Source organism: Paractinoplanes brasiliensis, from assembly GCF_004362215.1.
In the GTDB taxonomy this organism is placed as follows: Bacteria; Actinomycetota; Actinomycetes; order Mycobacteriales; family Micromonosporaceae; genus Actinoplanes; species Actinoplanes brasiliensis.
Genome location: NZ_SNWR01000001.1, coordinates 2,031,635 through 2,051,680, shown reverse-complemented (window position 1 = coordinate 2,051,680; position 20,046 = coordinate 2,031,635). Strand labels below are relative to the sequence as shown.

General features: G+C 70.9%; 21 protein-coding genes. 11 read left to right on the top strand and 10 right to left on the bottom strand.

All coding sequences use genetic code 11. The features are described from left to right. Window positions 1–19: 19 nt before the first annotated feature. Window positions 20–295: a GlsB/YeaQ/YmgE family stress response membrane protein gene (locus C8E87_RS08925; RefSeq protein ID WP_133872647.1), complete on the top strand. Its 276-nt coding sequence runs from the start codon at window positions 20–22 to the stop codon at window positions 293–295. 544 nt (window positions 296–839) lie between these two features. On the opposite strand, the gene C8E87_RS08920 is transcribed toward C8E87_RS08925, so the two are convergent. From C8E87_RS08920 to C8E87_RS08910, 3 genes are all read right to left on the bottom strand, one after another. Beyond that, entirely contained in the window at window positions 840–2,657 is a 1,818-nt protein-coding gene (locus C8E87_RS08920; RefSeq protein ID WP_239080509.1) for a PAS domain-containing protein, read from the bottom strand. A 140-nt stretch (window positions 2,658–2,797) separates the two neighbouring features. Continuing rightward, window positions 2,798–3,655 carry a hypothetical protein gene (locus tag C8E87_RS08915; RefSeq protein ID WP_133872646.1) on the bottom strand — a complete coding sequence of 286 codons (858 nt, stop codon included), beginning with the start codon at window positions 3,653–3,655 and terminating at the stop codon, window positions 2,798–2,800. Window positions 3,656–3,718: 63 nt separating this feature from the next. Next, entirely contained in the window at window positions 3,719–4,495 is a 777-nt protein-coding gene (locus tag C8E87_RS08910; RefSeq protein ID WP_133872645.1) for an enoyl-CoA hydratase-related protein, read from the bottom strand. Between the two features lie 36 nt (window positions 4,496–4,531). Here C8E87_RS08910 and hemW point away from each other — a divergent pair, with 36 nt between their 5' ends. Next, complete coding sequence (gene hemW / locus C8E87_RS08905; RefSeq protein WP_133872644.1) at window positions 4,532–5,776, top strand: radical SAM family heme chaperone HemW; 1,245 nt, start codon at window positions 4,532–4,534, stop codon at window positions 5,774–5,776. 35 nt (window positions 5,777–5,811) lie between these two features. Here hemW and C8E87_RS08900 read toward each other — a convergent pair whose 3' ends face one another. Next, window positions 5,812–6,450 carry a DUF4870 domain-containing protein gene (locus tag C8E87_RS08900; RefSeq protein WP_133872643.1) on the bottom strand — a complete coding sequence of 213 codons (639 nt, stop codon included), beginning with the start codon at window positions 6,448–6,450 and terminating at the stop codon, window positions 5,812–5,814. Window positions 6,451–6,601: 151 nt separating this feature from the next. Here C8E87_RS08900 and hrcA point away from each other — a divergent pair, with 151 nt between their 5' ends. Continuing rightward, the gene (hrcA, locus tag C8E87_RS08895; RefSeq protein ID WP_133872642.1) at window positions 6,602–7,624 is read left to right on the top strand and encodes a heat-inducible transcriptional repressor HrcA; all 1,023 of its coding nucleotides are present in this window, start codon (window positions 6,602–6,604) and stop codon (window positions 7,622–7,624) included. Between the two features lie 17 nt (window positions 7,625–7,641). Next, complete coding sequence (gene dnaJ, locus C8E87_RS08890) at window positions 7,642–8,781, top strand: molecular chaperone DnaJ (RefSeq protein ID WP_133872641.1); 1,140 nt, start codon at window positions 7,642–7,644, stop codon at window positions 8,779–8,781. A 104-nt stretch (window positions 8,782–8,885) separates the two neighbouring features. Here the strand turns inward: dnaJ and C8E87_RS08885 are convergent, their stop codons facing one another. Together C8E87_RS08885 and C8E87_RS08880 are read right to left on the bottom strand one after the other, a co-directional pair. After that, the gene (locus tag C8E87_RS08885) at window positions 8,886–10,139 is read right to left on the bottom strand and encodes a DUF4241 domain-containing protein (protein ID WP_133872640.1); all 1,254 of its coding nucleotides are present in this window, start codon (window positions 10,137–10,139) and stop codon (window positions 8,886–8,888) included. A gap of 72 nt (window positions 10,140–10,211) precedes the next feature. After that, window positions 10,212–10,844: an FMN-dependent NADH-azoreductase gene (locus tag C8E87_RS08880; protein WP_133872639.1), complete on the bottom strand. Its 633-nt coding sequence runs from the start codon at window positions 10,842–10,844 to the stop codon at window positions 10,212–10,214. A gap of 93 nt (window positions 10,845–10,937) precedes the next feature. Here C8E87_RS08880 and C8E87_RS08875 point away from each other — a divergent pair, with 93 nt between their 5' ends. Beyond that, on the top strand, window positions 10,938–11,498 hold the full coding sequence (locus C8E87_RS08875; protein WP_203720862.1) for a MarR family winged helix-turn-helix transcriptional regulator: 561 nt from the start codon (window positions 10,938–10,940) through the stop codon (window positions 11,496–11,498). A gap of 3 nt (window positions 11,499–11,501) precedes the next feature. Here C8E87_RS08875 and C8E87_RS08870 read toward each other — a convergent pair whose 3' ends face one another. From C8E87_RS08870 to C8E87_RS08860, 3 genes are all read right to left on the bottom strand, one after another. Beyond that, window positions 11,502–11,819, bottom strand: coding sequence for a hypothetical protein (locus tag C8E87_RS08870; protein WP_133872638.1), 318 nt, complete (start codon window positions 11,817–11,819; stop codon window positions 11,502–11,504). A 136-nt stretch (window positions 11,820–11,955) separates the two neighbouring features. After that, entirely contained in the window at window positions 11,956–12,759 is an 804-nt protein-coding gene (locus C8E87_RS08865; RefSeq protein ID WP_133872637.1) for an IclR family transcriptional regulator domain-containing protein, read from the bottom strand. An 11-nt stretch (window positions 12,760–12,770) separates the two neighbouring features. Then, window positions 12,771–14,156 carry an amidohydrolase family protein gene (locus C8E87_RS08860; RefSeq protein ID WP_133872636.1) on the bottom strand — a complete coding sequence of 462 codons (1,386 nt, stop codon included), beginning with the start codon at window positions 14,154–14,156 and terminating at the stop codon, window positions 12,771–12,773. Between the two features lie 185 nt (window positions 14,157–14,341). On the opposite strand from C8E87_RS08860, the gene C8E87_RS08855 reads away from it, so the two are divergent. From C8E87_RS08855 to C8E87_RS08835, 5 genes are read left to right on the top strand one after another with little or no spacing between them, the layout of a single operon-like run. Further along, on the top strand, window positions 14,342–15,472 hold the full coding sequence (locus tag C8E87_RS08855; RefSeq protein WP_133872635.1) for a CaiB/BaiF CoA transferase family protein: 1,131 nt from the start codon (window positions 14,342–14,344) through the stop codon (window positions 15,470–15,472). After that, a complete protein-coding gene (locus tag C8E87_RS08850) occupies window positions 15,457–16,236 on the top strand; it encodes a citryl-CoA lyase (RefSeq protein WP_133872634.1) in 780 nt (259 codons plus the stop codon). The genes C8E87_RS08855 and C8E87_RS08850 overlap by 16 nt, the downstream gene beginning before the upstream one ends. A gap of 2 nt (window positions 16,237–16,238) precedes the next feature. Then, window positions 16,239–17,102, top strand: a complete 864-nt coding sequence (locus tag C8E87_RS08845; RefSeq protein WP_133872633.1) for a DODA-type extradiol aromatic ring-opening family dioxygenase — start codon at window positions 16,239–16,241, stop codon at window positions 17,100–17,102. After that, window positions 17,099–17,461: a hypothetical protein gene (locus C8E87_RS08840; protein WP_133872632.1), complete on the top strand. Its 363-nt coding sequence runs from the start codon at window positions 17,099–17,101 to the stop codon at window positions 17,459–17,461. The genes C8E87_RS08845 and C8E87_RS08840 overlap by 4 nt, the downstream gene beginning before the upstream one ends. Next, window positions 17,458–18,429, top strand: coding sequence for a quinone oxidoreductase family protein (locus tag C8E87_RS08835; protein WP_133872631.1), 972 nt, complete (start codon window positions 17,458–17,460; stop codon window positions 18,427–18,429). The genes C8E87_RS08840 and C8E87_RS08835 overlap by 4 nt, the downstream gene beginning before the upstream one ends. A gap of 117 nt (window positions 18,430–18,546) precedes the next feature. Here C8E87_RS08835 and C8E87_RS08830 read toward each other — a convergent pair whose 3' ends face one another. Then, complete coding sequence (locus C8E87_RS08830; RefSeq protein WP_133872630.1) at window positions 18,547–19,374, bottom strand: sigma-70 family RNA polymerase sigma factor; 828 nt, start codon at window positions 19,372–19,374, stop codon at window positions 18,547–18,549. Between the two features lie 155 nt (window positions 19,375–19,529). On the opposite strand from C8E87_RS08830, the gene C8E87_RS08825 reads away from it, so the two are divergent. Beyond that, on the top strand, window positions 19,530–19,988 hold the full coding sequence (locus C8E87_RS08825; RefSeq protein WP_133872629.1) for a carboxymuconolactone decarboxylase family protein: 459 nt from the start codon (window positions 19,530–19,532) through the stop codon (window positions 19,986–19,988). The last annotated feature ends 58 nt before the right edge of the window (window positions 19,989–20,046 follow it).

The following is a 20,046-nucleotide window of genomic DNA, read 5'->3' as shown; positions in this document are numbered from 1 at the left end:
ACCCCCGAGAGGAACCCCAATGACTGTCACCGGCATCATCACCGCCCTCATCGTCGGTCTCATCATCGGCGCCCTGGGCCGCCTGGTCGTACCGGGCAAGCAGAACATCCCGGTCTGGCTGACCCTGGTCATCGGTGTCGTCGCGGCGCTGCTCGGCACCGTCCTGGCCCGCGCCACCGGCGTCGCCGACACCCGCGGTGTCGACTGGATCGAGCTGCTGTTCCAGGTCGTGCTGGCCGCGATCGGTGTGGCCCTGGTCGCCGGCTACGGCAGCCGTCGCCGCATCCACCGCTGACCGCGGGCGATCGACGATCGCTGAACCTTCGAAGCGCCGGACCGCATGGTCCGGCGCTTCGCCGTGTCCGGCCGGTGATGCCCGATGCTGGTTCATTCGTTGGCCCGATTACTCGAACCGTTTTCTTCCTTTCGCGATCACTCGAATCAAAGGTGAAAGGCGGATGTCGTAGCGGGGGTGGTGGGTGCGGACCGGCGCCCACGGCCCAGGTGCCGCTCCCACGGCAGCTTCTCCATCCAAGCTTGATCGATAGCGACCTAGCAGCCTAGGAAGGCGCCTCGGGCCGAATGCTCGGACGGCTCGGGTGGTCCGCGAGGCGCGGGGAGTGCCGCGCGGGCGCGCGGGCAGGCGGGCGCGGGCAGGCGGGCGCGGCAGGCGGGCGCGGCAGGCGGGCGCGGCGAGCGGGCAGGCGGCCTTGCGGGGCGCGGGCATGCGGGGCGCCGGCGATGGTCGGCGGTCGGCGGTCGGCGGTCGGCGGTCGAGTGAGTGAGCGTCGGGCGGCCCGGGTGGCTGAGCTGAGCGGTCGTCCGCTGGTGTTCTGGGGTCAGTAGCGGAACTTGTGCTGGGCGCTGCGGCGATTGATCCACGCTGGGAGCAGGTCGAGCTGTTCGCGGTGGGGGGTGTTGTCGAGGGTGTTCCGGGGCTCGGCCGCGTTGCGCATCGTTACGACGAAACCCTGCACCAGGCGGTCGCCACGCAGGTCGCGGTAGGTGGCTTCGACCAGGACCTGGCTGTGGTCGGGGCGGCGGAGGGCGCAGAACATGGTGCCGTCGCCGCCGGTGGTGAAGGCGCGGCGGATCTGGCCGCGGTCGTCGGGGTGCACCAGGTCTTCGAGGGTGGCCAGGGGGGAGAGTTCGTCGTCGCCGAGCAGCTCGTGCAGGGCCGGGCTGGCGTACCGGATGCGCTGGTCCTCGTCGAGCACCAGCATCAGGTCGGCGGTGTTGCTGATGACGGTGCGCAGATAGAGGTCGCTGTCACGGCGGCCGACCGCCTCGACCAGGCTGATCCGGTCGAGGGCCATGGCGGCCTGCCCGGCGAGCACTTCGAGGGCGTCGTGGGCGGCGGAGAGGGCGTCCCGGCGGCCGGTCAGCACCAGCGCGCCGCCGCTCGGGCGGGCCACGGCCAGCGGCTCGAGCCAGAGCGGGCAGACGAGCGTGGCCTGCTCGCCGGTGCCCGCGGCGGAACTCGTTCGGAGCCACTCGCGCAGGCGGTGCGTCAGCCGAGTGCGGCTGGGACGGGGAGGCGTGGCGCTGTCCGGCTTGGCGACGGCGTCTGCCGAGGGGTGACCCGGGCCGTCGGCGGTGGGAAGCGAGGCGCCGGGGAGCGGGGCGGACGGCTCGACGGCTGAGGTGTCGCCGTTGTCGACCCACCAGGTGCGGCGGCGGCCGGGCGGGGGTGGGGGGAGGTGCTCGGCGGCCAGGTGGCGGTCGTCGGGGGCGAAGACCACACGGCGGACGGCGTCACGGGGCAGCAGGGCGGCCACGGCGTTGCGGAGGGCCTCGTCGACGGCGGAGACGTCGGCCGCGGAGACCAGGGCTGTGCTGGCGCCGCGGAGGCCTCGTTCACGAGCCAGGGCGCGGCTGTTGAGGGTGGCCGAGTCGGCCAGGCGGGTGATGGTGAGGGTCAGGGTGATGGCGCCGGCGATGGCGATCGGGACGCCGTCGTTGACCTCGCCCTGCAACGCCTCGATCAGCAGGACTGCCGGCGGGGTGGCGACCGACGCGCCGAGCAGGGCTGCCCAGCGACCGTGCCAGCCGGTGGTGCGCGGGGTCATCGGCTGGGTCAAGCGGACCATGGACGGGTGGAGCGCGGCCAGGCCCCAGGTCACGTAGAGCACACGGAACCCTGTTTCGGCGGCCTCACCGGGGAACAACGGGTACAGCACGTCACCGCTCAGCAACCCGATCGAGCCGACCAGCAGCAGCATCGCCGAGACGTTGCGCGGCACGGCCAGGGTGAGCCGGGCCGCGACGGCGATGAGCAGCAGCGAGCCGATCACGTCGGACGGCGAGACCTCGCCCAGGAAGGTGTTGTCGCCGATCACGAACACCCACACCACGAGCAGCGCGGCGCAGGCGAAGGCCAGCATGTCGATCAGCCGGGCCCGGTCGACGATGACCGAGCCACCCTGGGTGAACTGCAGTAACGCGCCCGCGACGAGCACGAACATCGCGAGGTAGAACCCGGTCGCGACGGCCATCTCGTCAAATGCGAAGAAAACGTCACCTATCGCCAGGGCGGCGATCGCGCCCGCCAGCAGCAGCCACGGCATGACCCGTGCGGGGCGATGCCGGCGCAGGCCCACGATGATCGCCGTACAGCTGCCGGCACCCAGGAGTATCCACTCGATCGCCCTTGACACGTCCTACTTAGTACCAGGGCGGTAGCTGTCTGTCCACGTCGATGTATACGCTACGCAACTGCGTACCCGATTCGTCCGTCATGACTTTCTGTGATCGGTCGGGTGTCCGGAAGTTTCGGCGGCGGGCCGGAAACGGGACGTCAGTTGAACACTTCGGCGACGACCCGGCCCGCTCCGGCCGCACTTTCCGCGGTTACCGCCTGCCACTTGCCGTTCGGGGCGTGCCACTCGAGGTCGCCGAAACGTACCCGTTCGAGACCCGTGGCCGAGGCGTGCGCCACCAGCCAGTGGGCGTAGCGCCAGCCCGAGCTCGCCGAGGCCACCTTGACCGTGAGGCCGCCGTCCTGCTTCGCCGTCGCGTCCTTGGGCAGGCCCTTGCCCCAGTCGAGCCGCAGGCCGTCCATGAGCGCGGCCGCCGCCTCGGCCCCGCGCAGCACCGGGGCGCCGCTCACACTGCACTCCACGGCGCCGGTCGCGCGGCCGGTGAGGGCCCGGGCCAGCACCGCCGACTCGTCGGCCCATTTCTCGTACGCGTTGGGGTAGGCCGAGCGCTGCACCTTCTGCGCGGCGTCGGTGACCCGCATCTTTTCGTAACCCTTGACCTTCTTGAGCGACGCGTAGAACTTGTTCGCCGCGTACCGCGGGTCCTTGATCTGCTCGATCGTGCCCCAGCCCTGGCTGGGGCGTTGCTGGAAGAGCCCGACCGAGTCGCGGTCGCCGTCGTCGAGGTTCTCCAGCTTCGACTCCTGGAACGCCGTGGCCAGCGCGATCACGACGGCCCGCTCGGGCATGCCCCGGCGCAGGCCGACCGCGGTGATCGTCGCGGCGTTGGCCATCTGCACGTAGTCGAGCGTGACCTCGCCGTCGGCACGCACCGTGCACTCCGGGCCGATCTTGGGCAGTTTGAGGCCGTCGGAGAAGGTGTTGACGACGGCGAAGACGCCGAGCGCACCGATGAGCGCGACGATCGCGAGGACCACGACCGGTGACTTGCGCACTCACACCCCCAAGCTTTGTTCGTTCAGGCGACAAGAGTAGTCAACGAAGTCACCCGATCCGCGTCACCCGTCCGATGCCGGGGCGGCCGGAACCCAGTTCGCGGGCCGCTTCTCGCGCAGCGCCGTCATGCCCTCGCGGCCCTCGGCGGAACGGAAGTAACCAGCCGAGCGCCGGGCCAGCTCGGCCAGCTCGCCCCGGATCGGCGTACGGCGAAGAAGTTGTTTCGTTCCGGCCAGGGCCAGCGGGCCGCCCAGCACGAGGCTGTCGCAGTACCGGCGTACGGTGTCGTCCAGGTCTTCCGCCGGCACGGCCGCGCTGACCAGCCCGATCTCGGCCGCGCGGGAACCGTCGAAGACGTCGCCGGTGAGGTAGAGCTCGGCGGCGGCGCGGGGGGACAGCCGGGGCAGGACGGTCGCGCTGATCACGGCCGGGATCACGCCCAGGCGTACCTCGGAGAAGGCGAACGTGGCCTCGCGAGCGCAGACGGCGATGTCGGCGGCCGCGATCAGGCCGAGACCGCCCGCGCGGGCCGGGCCGGCTATCCGCGCGACGATCGGCTTGGGAAACTCCCAGAGCGCGGCGAGCACGTCGGCGATCATCTCGGCCGGGACACGACCGTTGGCGCGGGCCTCGGCGGTCTCCTTGAGGTCGGCGCCCGAGCAGAAGACCTTGCCGGTGTGGGAGAGGACGACCACGCGTACGGAGGTGTCGGTGAGCGCCTCGCTCAAGGAGTCGAGCAGCTCGCGCATCAGGGGAGTGGAAAGGGCGTTGCGGTTCGCCGGGGAGTCCAGGGTCAGGGTGGCCACCCCGGCGTCGGTGACGGTACGGACCAGAGCCATGGCGGAACCCTAACGGGGGGCGTGCACACTTGACGGATGGCCGGCGCACTTCCCGATGGTGAACCCGTACCCGCGGACGGGTCATTGCCCGACGAGGCGACGGCGCGGGTCGGACAAAACGGATTTGCCGTATACGTTCACGTGCCGTTCTGCGCCAGTCGATGCGGATACTGCGACTTCAACACCTATACGGCGAGCGAGCTGGGTGGGGGTGTCTCCCGGGAGACGTACGCCGATACCGTCCTCCAGGAGCTGAAGCTCGCCCGCAGCGTGATAAATCCCGAAAAATCGGGCCCATGGCGGGGTGAGGCGGCAGGCCCGGGTGGGGCTGTGGACACCGTGTTCTTCGGTGGGGGGACGCCCACGCTGCTGAGCGCGGATGATCTCGGGCGGATTCTTGAGGGCATCGACCGGGCGTGGGGGCTTGCGGCGGACGCCGAGATCACTACTGAGGCCAATCCTGAGTCCGTCGACCCGGACTATCTGCGGCGGCTGCGGCGGCACGGCTTCAACCGGATCTCGCTCGGCATGCAGTCGGCTGCGCCGGGCGTTCTTCGGATTCTGGATCGCAAGCACACGGCGGGGCGAGCCCCGCAGGCTGCCGTGGAGGCTCGCGAGGCCGGGTTCGAGCACGTCAACCTGGATTTGATCTACGGCACCCCGGGCGAGACCGCCGACGACTTCGCGCGGTCGTTGCAGACGGTGATCGACTCGGGGGTCGACCATGTGAGCGCGTACGCGTTGATCGTCGAGGACGGCACGCGGATGGCGGCCCGGATGCGGCGTGGCGAGATTCCGTACCCGTCGGACGATGTGGCCGCCGACCGCTACCTGGCCGCCGAGGCCGCTCTCAGTGAGGCCGGTTTCCAGTGGTACGAGGTGTCCAACTGGGCCACCGGCGACGAGGCCCGCTGCCGGCACAACCTGCTCTACTGGACCGGCGCCGACTGGTGGGGTCTCGGGCCGGGGGCGCACAGCCACGTCGGCGGGGTGCGCTGGTGGAACGTCAAGCATCCGGCGGCGTACGCGGGAAGGCTTTTGCGGGGTCTCTCGCCGGGGCAGGGGCGCGAGCTGCTCAGCGCCGAGGACAGGCACGTCGAGGACGTGATGCTGCGGGTGCGGCTGCGTGAGGGCATCGGGCTCGATCGGGTCGACCCGGTGGGCGCCAAGCAGGCTCTGGCCAACGGGCTGATCGACGCCGACGCGTACGAGGAAGGGCTTTTGATCCTGACGCTGCGGGGGCGGCTGCTGGCCGACGCCGTGATCAGGGACGTGGTCTGACGCGCCGGGCCCCGTACCCGGCGCGGCCGGCCACGCTACTTGATCAGGTTGATGGAGAGCGGGTAGTTGTACGGCTCGTTGTTGCTGGCCTTCACGCCGGCGATGACGCCGAACACGATGGCGATGAGCGCGGCGATCGGGATGATCACGAAGCCGATGACGGCGCAGGCGGTGACCCAGCCGATCAGCGTGACGACCGACCACACGATCTGGAAGTTGAGGGCCTTGACCGCCTCGGCCCGGACGGCGGGGGACTGGTTGCCCTTGGCCAGCATGGCGATCAACGGCACGATCCAGCCGGACAGGCCGCCGCCGACGAGAGCGCCGAGCGCGCCGCCGAAGTGGGCGATCATGATCCAGGTCTTGTCGTCCTGGTTGGGCGCGGCGCCGTAACCGGGCTGCTGGTAGCCGTACGGAGGCGGCGGGCCGCCATAACCTGGGCCGCCGTAGCCGGGGCCACCGGACGACGGCGGCGGGCCACCGTAACCGGGACCGCCCGACGACGGCGGCGGGCCACCGTAGGACGGGCCACCGGACGACGGCGGCGGGGCGCCATAGGGAGGCGGCGGAGGGGGTGTCGAACCCGAGACCGGGTCGTTAGCCGCATAAGGGTTGAACGGCGTGGTCGGATCGTACGGATTACCTTCACCGGGCGGGCGAGGTGGTTCAGTCATGGCTGACACCGTAGAGCCGCAGTTCAATGCGGTCGAGGGCGACTCGCTGATCAAGTCGGGGAACAGACACCGCATTCGATCATCGCGCTCCCGACGGCGGCGACGTAGACTGGCACTCTGTCCGCGGGAGTGCCAAGAGGGAGGGGTCATTGTGAGTCTGGATGACCGCAAGCTCGAGGTGTTGCGGGCGATCGTCGAGGACTATGTCGAGACGCAGGAGCCGGTCGGCTCGAAATCGCTCGTCGAGCGGCACCAGCTGGGCGTGTCCCCGGCGACCGTGCGTAACGACATGGCGGTGCTGGAGGAAGAGGGCTACATCCGCCAGCCGCACACGAGTGCCGGCCGGGTGCCCACCGATGCCGGCTATCGGCTCTTCGTCGACCGGCTCTCCAAGGTCAAGCCGCTCACGCCGGCCGAGCGCCGGGCCATCGAGCGGTTCCTGATCGGCGCGGTCGACCTCGACGACGTCGTGCACCGCACGGTGCGCCTGCTCGCCCAGCTGACCCGTCAGGTCGCCGTCGTGCAGTATCCGTCGCTGGCCCGCTCGTCGGTGCGCCATCTGGAACTCGTGCCGATCTCGACCACGCGGCTCATGCTCGTGATGATCACCGACACCGGCCGCGTCGAGCAGCGCCTGGTCGAGTTGCCCGCCCCGGTGCCCGCCGACGACGTGACCGACCTGCGCCGCCGGGTGAACGAGAAACTGGCAGGTCAGAAGCTGGCCGACACGCCGCCGCTCGTGCAAGGTCTGGTCGACGAGTGCGGCCCCGACACCCGCGGGACCATGACTTGTCTGGCCTCCGTGCTGCTCGAGACGCTCGTCGAGCGCAGTGAGGAACGCCTCGCCTTGGCGGGCACGGCTAATCTGACACGTGGGGGTGTGCTGGACTTCCAGGGCACGCTGCGCCCCGTCCTCGAGGCCCTCGAGGAAGAGGTCATCCTGCTCAAGCTCATCGGCGAAGTGGAACCGAGCACGACCCGGGTCCGCATCGGCGACGAGAACCAGATCGACAACCTGCGGTCGGCGTCCGTGGTGAGCACAGGTTACGGCCCCGGGACGACGATCGTCGGGGGGCTCGGTGTGCTCGGCCCCACCCGGATGGATTACCCCGGCACCATCGCGACCGTGCGCGCAGTGGCACGCTACGTGGGCGACCTTTTGGCACAGAACTGACGAGGATTGCGGAGCCCGTGGCCAAGGACTACTACGGCATTCTCGGCGTGAGCCGGGAAGCCACCGACGACGAGATCAAGCGCGCCTACCGCAAACTGGCCCGGCAGTACCACCCGGACGTCAACCCCGATCCGGAAGCGCACGAGAAGTTCAAGGACATCAACGCGGCCTACGAGGTCCTCTCCGACGATCAGAAGCGCCAGATCGTCGACCTCGGCGGCGACCCGCTCGCCCCCGGTGGCGGCGCGGGCGGCGGTCCCGGCGGCGCGGGCGGCCCGTTCGTCGGCTTCCAGGACATCATGGACGCGTTCTTCGGCACGGCGGCCGGCGGCAACGCCCGCGGCCCGCGCCCGCGCACCCGTCCCGGCGCCGACGCGATCCTGCGGCTCGAGCTCGACCTGGTCGAGACGGCGTTCGGGGTCGAGGCCCCGATCACCGTCGACACCGCGGTGCTGTGCACCCAGTGTTCCGGCGCCGGCACGGCCCCCGGCACCCACCTGGCCACCTGCGACACGTGCGGCGGCCGCGGCGAGGTGCAGAGCGTGCAGCGCACGTTCCTGGGTCAGGTCGTGTCGTCGCGCCCCTGCGCCACCTGCCAGGGTCACGGCACGGTCATCCCGCACCCCTGCCCGACCTGCGCCGGCGACGGCCGCGTCCGCACCCGGCGCTCGCTCACCGTCAAGATCCCGGCCGGGGTCGAGGACGGCATGCGCATCCGCCTGGCCCAGCAGGGCGAGGTCGGTCCCGGCGGCGGCACCCCCGGCGACCTCTACGTCGAGATCCACGAACGCCCGCACGACGTCTACTCGCGCAAGGGCGACGACCTGCACTGCCGCGTCACCCTGCCGATGACCGCGGCCGCGCTCGGCACCCGCCTGACGATCAAGACGCTCGACAGCGAGGAGGGCATCGAGGTCAAGGCCGGCACCCAACCCGCGTCGACGCTGCGCATCCGCGGCAAGGGCGTGCCCCACCTGCGCGGTCAGGGTCGCGGTGACCTGTTCGTGCACCTCGACGTCAAGACGCCGACCAAGCTCACCGCCGACCAGGAACGCATGCTGCGCGACTTCGCCAAGACCCGCGGCGAGGACGTGGCCGAGCTGAGCAAACAGGGCGGCTTCTTCAGCCGGATGCGAGACGCCTTCAACGGCCATTAGGCGGCTTTCAAGGTCAAGACCAAGGGCTTGATGTCGTAGCGGGGTGCCGGGAGCAACGGTCTGCACCCACCACTGAGCCACGACATCGGCCTTTGACCCACGCCTCAGCTACGACATCGGTCCTGACCCGCCGTTCCGCCACGGCATCGGGCTTGATCGTCGCCGGGGAAGAGCAGCATGTCGGCGATGAACGAGGTTATGCGGTTCTCGTGGTCGCGGCCGATCCATGTCGGGTAGGCGCCGTCGCCCCAGCCGCTGGACCAGGCGATCATGTCGCCGGCGGCCACCGACGCGAAACGGGGGTCCTGCAGGTGCAGCGATTCCCATTCGGTGCTCAGGCGGGCGCTGTTGGTCTCGTCGACGAAGCAGGCGATGCCGGCGTCCACGCCGAAGCCGAAGAACTCGCCGTATCCGAGGTCGAGCGGGTCCTGGCCGTCGCGCAGGGCCAGTTCCCAGCGCACCGGGTGGCGGTCGCTGACGTCGAGGCGGGCGGCGGCGACCCGGCTGTGACCGGGGTCGTCGGTGAAGGTGGCCAGGCTGATCGTGACCGGGTAGGTCCCGGGCGAGACCGTCATCAGGAACGGTTCCTCGTCGAATTCGAGGGCGGACGGGTCGGCGGCGACGAGGCGGCCCGAGGGCAGGTTGAGTTTGCCGGCCGGGTGGGTGGAGATGCGCATGCGGCGGTCGCCGGCCGTACGTTCGGCGCCGTCGCGGAACAGGGTGGGCAAGGAGCGCGGCCGCAAGGGGCGGGGCGGGAACCAGGGGCGTTCGGCGGAGGTCCGCGAGGGCAGGTCCGGCGGGACGGCCTCGGTGATGCGGTGCCGGTCGCCGGGCTCGTGCGGCAGGGCGCACCCGTCGGCGTACGGCGCGACGCAGGCTTCGGTGTGCACCCGTGACGCCCGGTCGAGCAGGGCGTGCCAGCGGCCGAAGGCGGGCAGCGGCAGCCGGGGCGGGGTGTGGCCGTCGTTGGCGAACGTGCGGGGCCGGCCCCGGCTGCCCTCGGGTTCGATCTCGTCGCGGCGGCGGCCGCCGAGCTGCCACATCGTGCGGTGGCGGGCCGAGGCGTCGTCTGCGGGGCTCGCCCACGTCGTCGACTCCCGCAGGAACAGGTCGCCCTCGGGGGCGCGGCGGAGTTCGTGGGAGGCGATCCGGTGGCCCGCCGTGTTGTGCCTGAGTACCGCGCAGTAACCCTCTGTCCACGAGATGTTGAGCACGGTGTGTAAGCGCCCACCGGCGAGCAGAACAACGGTGTACGGCTCGCCGGCGGAGTCGCGGGCCTCGGCCGCGTCCTGGGTCAGCGGGTTGACCAACCCGTTGTCCCAGCCCTCGCAGTACGCCGCCGCCAACGTCGTCTCCATGACGGGCGATCTTAGGCATCGACGGCGGGGTTTCGCCGCCCCGCAAGCGCGCGAAAATTGGGCGACGGTGTGTCAGCGCGACGCGAGCTTACGACCCGCGTGCGTAGCGGCCTCGTGCGCGGCCTTCTTCATCAGATCGGCGGCCTCCATGAACGGCGCCATCGCCGGGGTGACCGCGGCCAGGGTCAGCTCGCGCTCGATCAGGACGAGCTCGGCGCCCCACACGTCTTCGATGATGCGGCGCAGGAACGCGGTGTTGTGGTCCCAGCCCTCGCGCGGGGTGCCCGGGCCGTAGCCGCCACCGCGCGTGGTCAGCACGATCGTGGGCTTGCCCTCGAGCAGCTTCTCGCCCTGCTCGCCACCCGCCATGGCCAGGTCCATCCACGTCTTGACGTGCTGCGAGACGCCCCAGTTGTAGAGCGGGAGGGCCAGGATCGCGGCCTCGGCGTCGCGCAGCTCGGAGGCCAGCCGGGTGGCCAGTTCACGAGCGGCGCGCTGCTCGGCGGTCCACTGCTCGGGCGGCGTGAACCCGGCCAGCACGGCGGTGGCCCAGGCCTCGGCGGGCAACGGCGACGCGGCCAGGTGCCGGCGGATGAACGCGGTGCCCGGGCGGACGGCGGTCCACTCGGCCTCGGCCACGTCGGCCAGCTCGCTCGAGGCGGAGGCGGGGCCCTGGATGCTCGAGTCGATGCGCAGAACGGTCATGATGCCAACTCCCTAGCGGGTTGAATGTTCAAGGACGATGGTGGCACCGTCGGGTTGAACATTCAAGTGCGGGAGGGCGGTATTCTTTGGGGGGTGAGCAGCGACACGTCACACGAGCGGGTGGGCCGGGAGCCCGAGGCCCCTTGGCTCGACAGAGATGAAACCGCGGCATGGATGACGCTGGTGGCGATGGTGATGACCCTGCCCACCGCCATCGACGCGCAGCTCAAACGCGACTCCGGTCTCAACTTCTTCGAGTACTCGATCCTGTCGTCGCTGTCGCGGCCCGAGGAGCACGCGGTGCAGATGACCCAGCTGGCGCATTTGGCCGGCGGTTCGCTGTCGCGGCTCTCGCACGCGGTGAGCCGGCTCGAAAAACAGGGATACGTGACACGTCGCAGCACCAGCGGCAGCGAGGGGAGATGCATCGAGGCCGTGCTCACCCCGGTGGGCTACGCCGCGCTGGTGGCGGCCGCGCCGGGCCACGTACGGGAGGCTCGTCGCCTGGTCTTCGACAACCTGACCCCGGCCCAGGTGCGTCAGCTGCAACGCGTCACCCACGAGATCGCCGCGGCGGCCTCGCCCGAGAGCATCAAGCGGATCGACGCGGCGCTCAACGGCTCCGGCGAGCCCGACGACGTCGTCGCCTGCTGAGCCTCAGCCGTCGAGCTTGCCGCGGGCCCGGTCGACGAGGGTGGGCAGCAGCTCGGCCCGCCACATCTCCAGGTGCACGCTGCCGCTGGACATGCCGCCGTGCGCGAACTCCTCGCGGTACACCCAGGGCGCTGTCTCGGTGGCCAGGTTACAGCTGACGACCCTGTCGAAGGTGGCCTTGAGCAGCCTCTCCACCTCGCCGACGGACGGGGGCAGGGCCAGGCCGGTGAGTTGCTCGCACATCGCGCGCCAGACCCACGGGTCGCCGCGGAGCCCCCACCGTACGGGCTCGGGGTCGAAGAGATCGGTCACCAGCCTCACCCGATCAGCGTGGCACGACCCGAGCCTGACCGCAGCGCGAGCGGCGGTCGAGGCCGGCCCGGCCCGAGCGTCACCGGAGAGCGAGCGGCGGTCGAGGCCGGCCCGGCCGGAGCGTCACCGCAGCGCGAGCGGGCTGTCAGACGGTGACGGCGGGGACTGCCGCGGTCAGTGACCAGTCGTGCCCGATGTCGGCGGCGGTGCGCAGCAGCCTGGGCAGGTGCTCGTCGAGCAGCGTCTCGAGCGACGTCTCGGCGGCGTGGACGGTCACGTTGATCGCGGCCACCACGCGCCCGTCCCCACCCCGCACGCCGGTGGCGATCGACCTGACGCCCGGCGCGAGATCCTGGTCGGCCAGCGCCCACCCCTTGGCCCGCACCTCGCGCAGCGACGTGTCGAGTTCCTCGGCCGACGGCTGCCAGCGCGGCGTGATCCCGGAACGGGACGGCTCGGCCAGCACGGCGGCCAGCTCGTCGGCGGGCAGCGCGGCCAGCAGCACCTTGCCCATCGAGGTGGCCGGGGCCGGGAACCGGGTGCCGATCGTGACCGCCAGCGTGACGATCTTGGGAACGGCGACCCGGGCCACGTAGACGATGTCGTGCCCGTCGAGCTGCGCCATCGACGTCGACTCGTTGGTGTGGGCGACCAGCCTCTCCATGTGCGGCCGCGCCACGTCCCACATGTTCAGGGCGTTCACGTACGCCATCCCGAGATCGAGCACCCGCGGCGTGAGCGCGTACCCCCGGCCGTCGGCCCGTACGTAACCCAGGGCCTCGAGTGTGATCAGGATGCGGCGTACGGTGGGCCGCGCGAGCCCCGTGCGGCCGGCGATCTCGCTGAGCGTCATCGCCGGCGTGCCCGGCCGGAAGGAGCGCAGGACGTCGAGGCCACGTGCCAGCGCCTCGATGAAATCGGGCCCGGCGCCCCTTCCGATGTCGGTCATGGAACGGGACCCTACTTGGTGTACTGGTAGGGGTTGTGCAGGATCCGGGCCTCCGGGATGTCCGGGTTCATGCCCCGCTTCCACGCTTGTTCACCCAGCGTCTCGCGCAGGTGGTCGACCGTGGCGTTCACCTTGGCCCGAGCCGCTGCCAGGTCGCCGTCGACCAGCTTGCCGTCCCGCTTGACCGTGCGGCCGCCCACCACCACGGTGTGCACGTCGCCGCGCCCCGCCTGGAAAGCCACATGCCCGTACGGGTGGAGCAGCGGGAACATCACCGGGGAGGCATCGTTCTTGATCAGCACGACGTCGGCCTGACGCCCCGGCGTGAGCGCGCCGATCGAGGAGTCCATGCCGAGCGCCTTGGCCCCGCCGCGGGTGGCCCAGTCGACGACCTGCTCGGCCCGCAGGTGATGGTGGGTGACCGTCTCCTGCTTGCTGTGCGCCTCCATGTGCTCGCGGACGCGGTCGGCGCTGAGCGTGGTGCGCATCGCCGAGAACAGGTCGCCGCTCCACCACACGCTGGTGTCCATCGACAGCGACACTCCGATCCCGTGCCGGCGCAGCTGCCAGGTGGGCGGGTAACCCTGTCCGGCGCTCTGCTCGCTCTCGGTCGACACCGACACCGAGCCGCCGCTGGCCGCGATCCGGTGGTAGGAGTCGCTGGACAGCGTGGCCGCGTGGACATAGACGTTGCCCGGGCTCATGAAGCCGCCCTCGTGCATGAGCCGGATGCCGTCGTCGTTGGTGGCGCCCCAGACCCCGGCGTGCGTGGTCACGGAGACGCCGAGCTCGCGCGCGACCTCGAAGGCGGCCTTCTCGGGGAACGCGGGGTCGCCGGTGACGTCGAACGCCATCTGGAACCCGGCCAGCTTGCCGCCGTCGATGCGCCGGCGGTAGAAGTCCTGGAACTCCTTCGACGTCGACCACTCCCACGGCCCCTGCTGGATGTTCCCGTACGCGAGGACGAAGCGACCGGGCACAGCCTCGAGCGCGTCGACCGCGGCGTCGGCGTGGTCGACGGTCTGCAGGCCGTGCGACCAGTCGACGGTGGTGGTCACGCCGGAGTCGATCGCCTCCAGCGCGCCGAGCAGGTTGCCGGCGTGGATGTCCTCGGGCCGGAAGTGCCTGCCCGACTCGAGGTAATACCAGACGAAGTACTGCGTGAGGGTCCAGTCGGCGCCGTAGCCGCGCATCGCGGTCTGCCACATGTGCCGGTGGGTGTCGATCATGCCGGGCATGATGATGCCGCCGGTGGCGTCGACCTCCTCGTGGCCGTCGGGGGCGGTCAGGTTCGGTCCGATCTCGGCGATCTTGTCGTCGACGATCAGCACGTCGGCGTTCTCCAGCACGGTGTGCGCGTCGTCCATCGTCAGAACCAGGCCATTGCGGAAGATCATCGGGCATCCTCTCCGAGATTTCGGACCACTGTCCGCTGAACGGTCAGTCCGATCGGCGTCAGTGTGCTCCCGGTCACTTGCCGGGTCAACAGTTTGTTTCGGCGAGATCAACAGGTCGTTGACAGCGCAGGTGGGCGAGGGCAAGCTGATTGCGCGGACGGGTGTCCGCAGAACGGGCGGTTTGCATGTCTGAGCAAGGTCCCCTGACCGGCCTCGTGGTTGCCGACTTCTCCCGGATCCTCGCCGGGCCGTACGCGACCATGCTCCTGGCCGACCTCGGCGCGACGGTGATCAAGGTGGAGGGTCCGTCCGGCGACGACACCCGGACGTGGATGCCGCCGGTCCGCGACGACGTGTCCACGTACTACCTCGGCATCAACCGCAACAAGCGATCAATCGTGCTCGATCTGAAGAACTCCGACGATCTGGCCGACGCGCGGGAGCTGGCGCGCCGTGCCGACATCATGATCGAGAACTTCCGGCCGGGCGGGCTCAAGCGGTTCGGGCTGGACTACGACACCGTGGCCGCGGCCAACGAGAAGGTCGTCTACGCCAGCATCAGCGGTTTCGGCGCCGGCGAGGGCGCGAGCCTGCCCGGTTACGACCTGATGGTGCAGGCCATCTCGGGTCTGATGAGCCTCACCGGCGACCCGGACGGATCGCCGTACCGGGCCGGCATCTCGGTCTTCGACGTCATGGCGGGCATGCACGCCAACATCGGGATCCTCGCCGCCCTGCACCACCGCGCGGCCACCGGGCGCGGCCAGCACGTCGAGGTGAACCTGCTCAGCTCGGCGCTGTCCGGCCTGGTCAACCATTCCAGCGGGTACGTCGCCGGCGGAACCGTCCCGTTCCGCATGGGCAACGCGCACCCCAGCCTTTTCCCGTACGAGCCACTGCCCACCGCCGACGGCGAGCTGATCGTGATCGCGGGCAACGACGGGCAGTTCCGCAAGCTGTGCCAGGTGCTCGACCTGCCCGGCCTGCCGTCCGACCCGCGGTTCGGGCGCAACCAGGACCGTACGGCCAACCGTGAGGCCCTGCGCCCGATCCTGGTCGAGCGGCTGGCCACCCGTACGAAGGACGAATGGTTCCGCGACCTGATCGCGGCCGGCGTCCCGTGCGCCCCGATCAACACGATCGACGGCGGCGTCGCGTTCGCCGAGGAGGTCGGGCTCGACCCCGTGGTCACCACCGGCGGCGTGCCCGGTATCCGCAACCCCATCACCTTCAGCGAGACCCGGCCGCGGTACGAGCTGCCGCCGCCCGGGCTGGACGAGCACGGCGAGGAGATCCGCAAGTGGCTGAGGAGCTGAGCTTCCCGACCGGCCTGGGCACGTCGACCCCCGAGACCATCTCGCTGCTGGGCCAGGACCTGGCGGCCGACCTGATGGGCAAGGTGGGTTTCGGCGAGCTGGCCTTCTGGCTGGTCGCCGGGCGTCGTCCCACCCCCGGCGAGGTCCGCGTCTTCGAGGCCGTGCTGGTCGCGCTGGCCGACCACGGGTTCACGCCCACCGCGATTGCGGCCCGCCTGACGTACCTGTCGGCGCCCGATTCCCTGCAGGGCGCGATGGCGGCCGGGCTGCTCGGCGGCGGCTCCCGCTTCCTCGGCGTCACCGAGGACTGCGGGCAGTTCCTGGCGGCCACCCTGGTCGAGGCCGGCGTCGAACGCGACTACGACGTGATCGCGCTGGAGGCGGTGAGAAAGGCCAAGGCCGCCAAGCGCTTCATCCCGGGGCTGGGCCACCCCGTCCACAAGGACGAGGACCCCCGTACGCCCGTGCTGATCCGGATAGCCGAGGAGGAGGGGCTGCGCGGCCCGCACCTGCGGCTGTTCGAGGCGATCGGCCGGGTGCACCCCGAGGCGCTGGGCCGGCGGCTGCCGCTCAACGGCGCCGGCGTGTGCGGCGCGGCGCTGGCCGACCTGGGACTGCCGACCGACCTGCTGCGCGGGTTCGCCCTGCTGGCGCGGGCGGCCGGCCTGCTCGGGCAGATCGCCGAGGAACGCCGTAACCCGATCGCCATGGACATCTACACCACCGTTGATCGCAATGCCGTCTACGAGCCCCGGAAGGATTGAGCATGGCCAGCATCGTCGCGGTCATCGCGTCCACCCACCACCCGTTCTACTACAAGGCCAGCACGGCCACCGGCGAGGACCGCCCGCCGTTCGCCGACGAGTGGACCCGCAAGATCCTGGCCTTCCGCGAGACCCTGACCAGGGCAAACCCGGACGTGCTGGTGATGGTCGGCTCCGACCACTTCCACCAGTTGTGGCTCGACAACATGCCGCAGTTCCTGGTCGGCAAGGCGCCCTTCTACGACGCCAACTGGTACAACGAGGAACGCGAGTTCGGCCTGCCCCGCCTGCTGCTCAAGGGCCAGGAGGACCTGTCCGCGCACATCCTGCGAGCCGGGCTCGACGACGGCTTCGACCTCGCGTTCAGCAACGAGCTGCGGATCGACCACAGCATCACCTGCCCGATCATCACGCTGCGGCCCGAGGCCGACCTGCCGATCGTGCCGATCTACACGAACATCTTCGCGCCGCCGCTGCCGCAGCCGAAACGGTTCGTGCAGCTCGGCGAGTCGATCCGCAAGATCGTCGAGTCGTGGCCGTCGCACCTGCGGGTGGCGATCATCGGCACCGGGCACCTGTCGCTCGAACTGGGCGGGCCGCGGCAGTTCGGGCCGCACGGCCCCGACCCCGAGTTCGACCGGCGTGCCGTCGAGTGGATCGCGACCGGCGACCTCGACAACTGCCTGCGCGAGGTGACGCTGGACAGCCTGCACTCCCCGGGCAACGCCACCCACGGGTTCATGGACTTCATGCTGATGATGGGGGTGGCGGGCGCGGGCGCGAAGGCGGACCATGTCGACACGCTCGATTTGTTCCACACCATGGAGGCGTACTTCACCTGGTACCCGAACGGAGCCCCGGCGTGAGCAAGTACCTGCTGAACAAGTTCCTGTACACGGTGGACCGCGACCCCGAGCTGGTCGAGCGCTACCGGGAAACCCCCGGCGAGCTGGTCTCCTGGTGGGAGGCCGAACGCGCCAACACCGTGCTGAACTGCATCACCGGAGAGGCCAGCACGTGGCTGCGCTTCACCGACGAGGAGCGCGACGCCCTGATCGCCCACGACCACGTACGCCTGTTCGAGCTCGGCGCCCACCCGTTCCTCACGCTGACGCTGTTCATCGCGATGTTCGAGCGCGACAACAAGGAGCCGCTGGAGTATCAGAAGGCGTTCGGGGCCCGGCTCGCCCACTTCGACATGCCCTATCCGGACATCGCGACATGATCCCGGCGGCCGTGCTGCGGGTGTGCGGGCAGCCGCCTTCCATCGAGGAGAGGCGGCCGCCCGTGCCCCACGCGGGCGAGCTCCCGATCCGCGTCGCGGCGGCGCCGATCACCCCGCTCGACCTGCTCTGCGCGTCGGGCACCAGCTACTTCGGGCAGCCCGCGACCCCGTACGTCCCCGGCGTGCAGGGCGTGGGACACCGCGACGACGGCACCCCGGTCTGGTTCGCGACGTCGGCCGGCATGCGTCCGGGCGACGGCAGCATGGCCGGCGAGGTCGCGATCCCGTACGTGGATGTCGTGCCCCTGCCGCCCGAGGCGCCCCTGCCGCTGATCGCCGCGCTGGGGCTCTCGGCCGTGGCCGCGCACGCCGCGCTGACCCGCACCGGCGGGCTCACCGACGGCGAGGTCGTGGTGGTGCTCGGCGCCGGCGGCGTGGTCGGCCAGGCAGCGATCCAGCTGGCCCTGCTCGGCGGCGCTTCCCGGGTGGTCGCCGTGTCCCGCTCAGTTTCCGCTCTCGACCGCGCCCGCGAGCTCGGCGCCGAGGAAACCGTGCAGCTGCTCCCCACCGACGACCCCTCGACGCTGGCCACCCGTTTGCGCGCCGTCGCCGGCCTGGTCGACCTCGTGCTCGACCCGGTCTTCGGCGTGCCGGCCGCGGCCGCGCTGCGGGTGCTGCGCCCCCGCGGCCGTCTGGTCAACCTGGGCAGCTCGGCCGGGGCCACCGCGCCGCTCGACTCGGCCACCCTGCGCAGCGGCTCCCTGCAGATCCTCGGCTACACCAACAACGCCCTCTCGGTCGGCGAACGGGCCGACTCGCTGGGCGTGGTGGCCGCCCACGCCACAGCGGGCCGCCTGACGGTGTCGCACGAGGTCACACCGTTCACCGAGGTCGCGACGGCCTGGTCCCGCCAGGCAGCCGGCACCGCGCAGGGCCGCATCGTCCTGTCCTTCGACGCCCCCGTCTGACCCCGCAGTTCAGCCCTCTCCGGCTTCCGCGGCGGGTACGCCGGCCGGTGGAAACGCCGGGCGAGGATCAGGCGGGGCATGACTTGGCGAACCGTTTGCGCCGGTCCCGGACTCGGGTCACAGGGGCAGGATCTCCATGTCGCGGAGGTGGGACTGGTTGGTGGTGGCCTCCAGGGCGGTGATCCGGCCGCCGGTGATGGCGAATGTGACCACCAGCAGGGTGTCGCCGCCGGGCGCGACCCGGATGCCCAGCGCGCCGTCGATCAGGGCGGGGAAGGCGCCGTGGGCTCGGCCCACATAGAACCGGGCCACGTCGTGGGCGCCGCGCAGTTCGGTCGGCAGATCCCGGAACTGTTCGTCGACGCGCAGGAGGACGTCGGGGTCGAGCAGGCTCAGCAGGGTTGCGAAGTCGCCCTCGCGGGAGGCGGTCAGGAAGGCGTCGACGATCTCCCGGCCGGCTGGATGTCCGGCCGGTCCGGAGTGACCCCGTACGCGTCGGCGGGCGCGACTGGCGAGCTGGCGGGCGGCGTCGGGTGAGCGGCCGACGATCGGCGCCACCTCGTCGAACGGCACCGCGAACAGGTCGTGCAGCACGAAGGCGAGCCGTTCCGCCGGGGTCAGGGTCTCGAGGACGACCAGCAGGGCCAGCCCGACCGAATCGGCGAGCACGGCCTCGTCCTCCGGGCCGGTCGTGCGGGTGGGCTCGGCCTCGGACAGCAGGCCCTCGCGGCGGGAACCGCGGGAGCGGAGCATGTCGAGGCACACCCGGCCCACGACGGTGGTGAGCCACGCGTCCAGGTTGTCGACGTGCTCGCTGCCGGCTCGGTCGAGGCGCAGCCAGGCCTCCTGCACGGCGTCGTCGGCCTCGGTGGCCGAGCCGAGCATCCGGTACGCCACCGCGCGCAGCCTCGGCCGGTTCGCCTCGAAACGCTCGTGCTCGTTCATTGCCGCCTCCTGGCTGTGGCCTGCGCCACATCGGTCACGTCGGGCCGGGCCCCTCCGTCACACCACCGACGGATGCGAGCGCGCCGATGTGACGCGCCGCCGCGAAAAAGCCGCGCGCCGCCCGAAAGCCGCGGACGAACTCGGAGGAGAACATCATGCAGGCTCGTATGGAGAACCCGGCGTCCTTCCTGCCCGACTCGATCAAGGCGATCAACCTGCTCTACAAGGCCGCCCACTCGGCAGGCGTCGACCCGGCCGTCCTGGAGCTGGTGCATCTGCGGGGCAGTCAGATCAACGGCTGCGCGCCCTGCGTCGAGTCGGGCGCCCGCAACGCCCGCAAGAACGGCGAGACCGACGAGCGGCTGATGACCGTGGCCGTGTGGCGCGAGACGCCCTGGTTCAGCGACGCCGAGCGGGCCGCGCTGGCCCTGTCGGAGCACGCCACCCGTCTGGCCGACAGCCCCGACGCGGTGCCGGACGAGATCTGGGACGAAGCCGCCAAGCACTTCGACGAGCCGCAGCTGGCCGCGATCGTGCTGTGGATCGCCGTGACCAACTTCTTCAACCGGATCAACGTCACCACCCGCCAGCAGGCCCCGCAGAACTGGGGCTGAACGAGCGGCCCGCCGAGGTCTACGACCCGGGGCTGACGGCTGTTCGGTAGCGTGCCGG

Bases quoted from the DNA above. Each gene is read 5' to 3' on its own strand.
- C8E87_RS08925 (WP_133872647.1), top strand. From the start codon at position 20: ATGACTGTCACCGGCATCATCACCGCCCTCATCGTCGGTCTCATCATC.
- C8E87_RS08910 (WP_133872645.1), bottom strand. From the start codon at position 4,495: ATGGCTCTGGTCCGTACCGTCACCGACGCCGGGGTGGCCACCCTGACC.
- hemW (WP_133872644.1), top strand. From the start codon at position 4,532: ATGGCCGGCGCACTTCCCGATGGTGAACCCGTACCCGCGGACGGGTCA.
- C8E87_RS08900 (WP_133872643.1), bottom strand. From the start codon at position 6,450: ATGACTGAACCACCTCGCCCGCCCGGTGAAGGTAATCCGTACGATCCG.
- C8E87_RS08885 (WP_133872640.1), bottom strand. From the start codon at position 10,139: ATGGAGACGACGTTGGCGGCGGCGTACTGCGAGGGCTGGGACAACGGG.
- C8E87_RS08880 (WP_133872639.1), bottom strand. From the start codon at position 10,844: ATGACCGTTCTGCGCATCGACTCGAGCATCCAGGGCCCCGCCTCCGCC.
- C8E87_RS08865 (WP_133872637.1), bottom strand. From the start codon at position 12,759: ATGACCGACATCGGAAGGGGCGCCGGGCCCGATTTCATCGAGGCGCTG.
- C8E87_RS08860 (WP_133872636.1), bottom strand. From the start codon at position 14,156: ATGATCTTCCGCAATGGCCTGGTTCTGACGATGGACGACGCGCACACC.
- C8E87_RS08855 (WP_133872635.1), top strand. From the start codon at position 14,342: ATGTCTGAGCAAGGTCCCCTGACCGGCCTCGTGGTTGCCGACTTCTCC.
- C8E87_RS08845 (WP_133872633.1), top strand. From the start codon at position 16,239: ATGGCCAGCATCGTCGCGGTCATCGCGTCCACCCACCACCCGTTCTAC.
- C8E87_RS08835 (WP_133872631.1), top strand. From the start codon at position 17,458: ATGATCCCGGCGGCCGTGCTGCGGGTGTGCGGGCAGCCGCCTTCCATC.
- C8E87_RS08830 (WP_133872630.1), bottom strand. From the start codon at position 19,374: ATGAACGAGCACGAGCGTTTCGAGGCGAACCGGCCGAGGCTGCGCGCG.
- C8E87_RS08825 (WP_133872629.1), top strand. From the start codon at position 19,530: ATGCAGGCTCGTATGGAGAACCCGGCGTCCTTCCTGCCCGACTCGATC.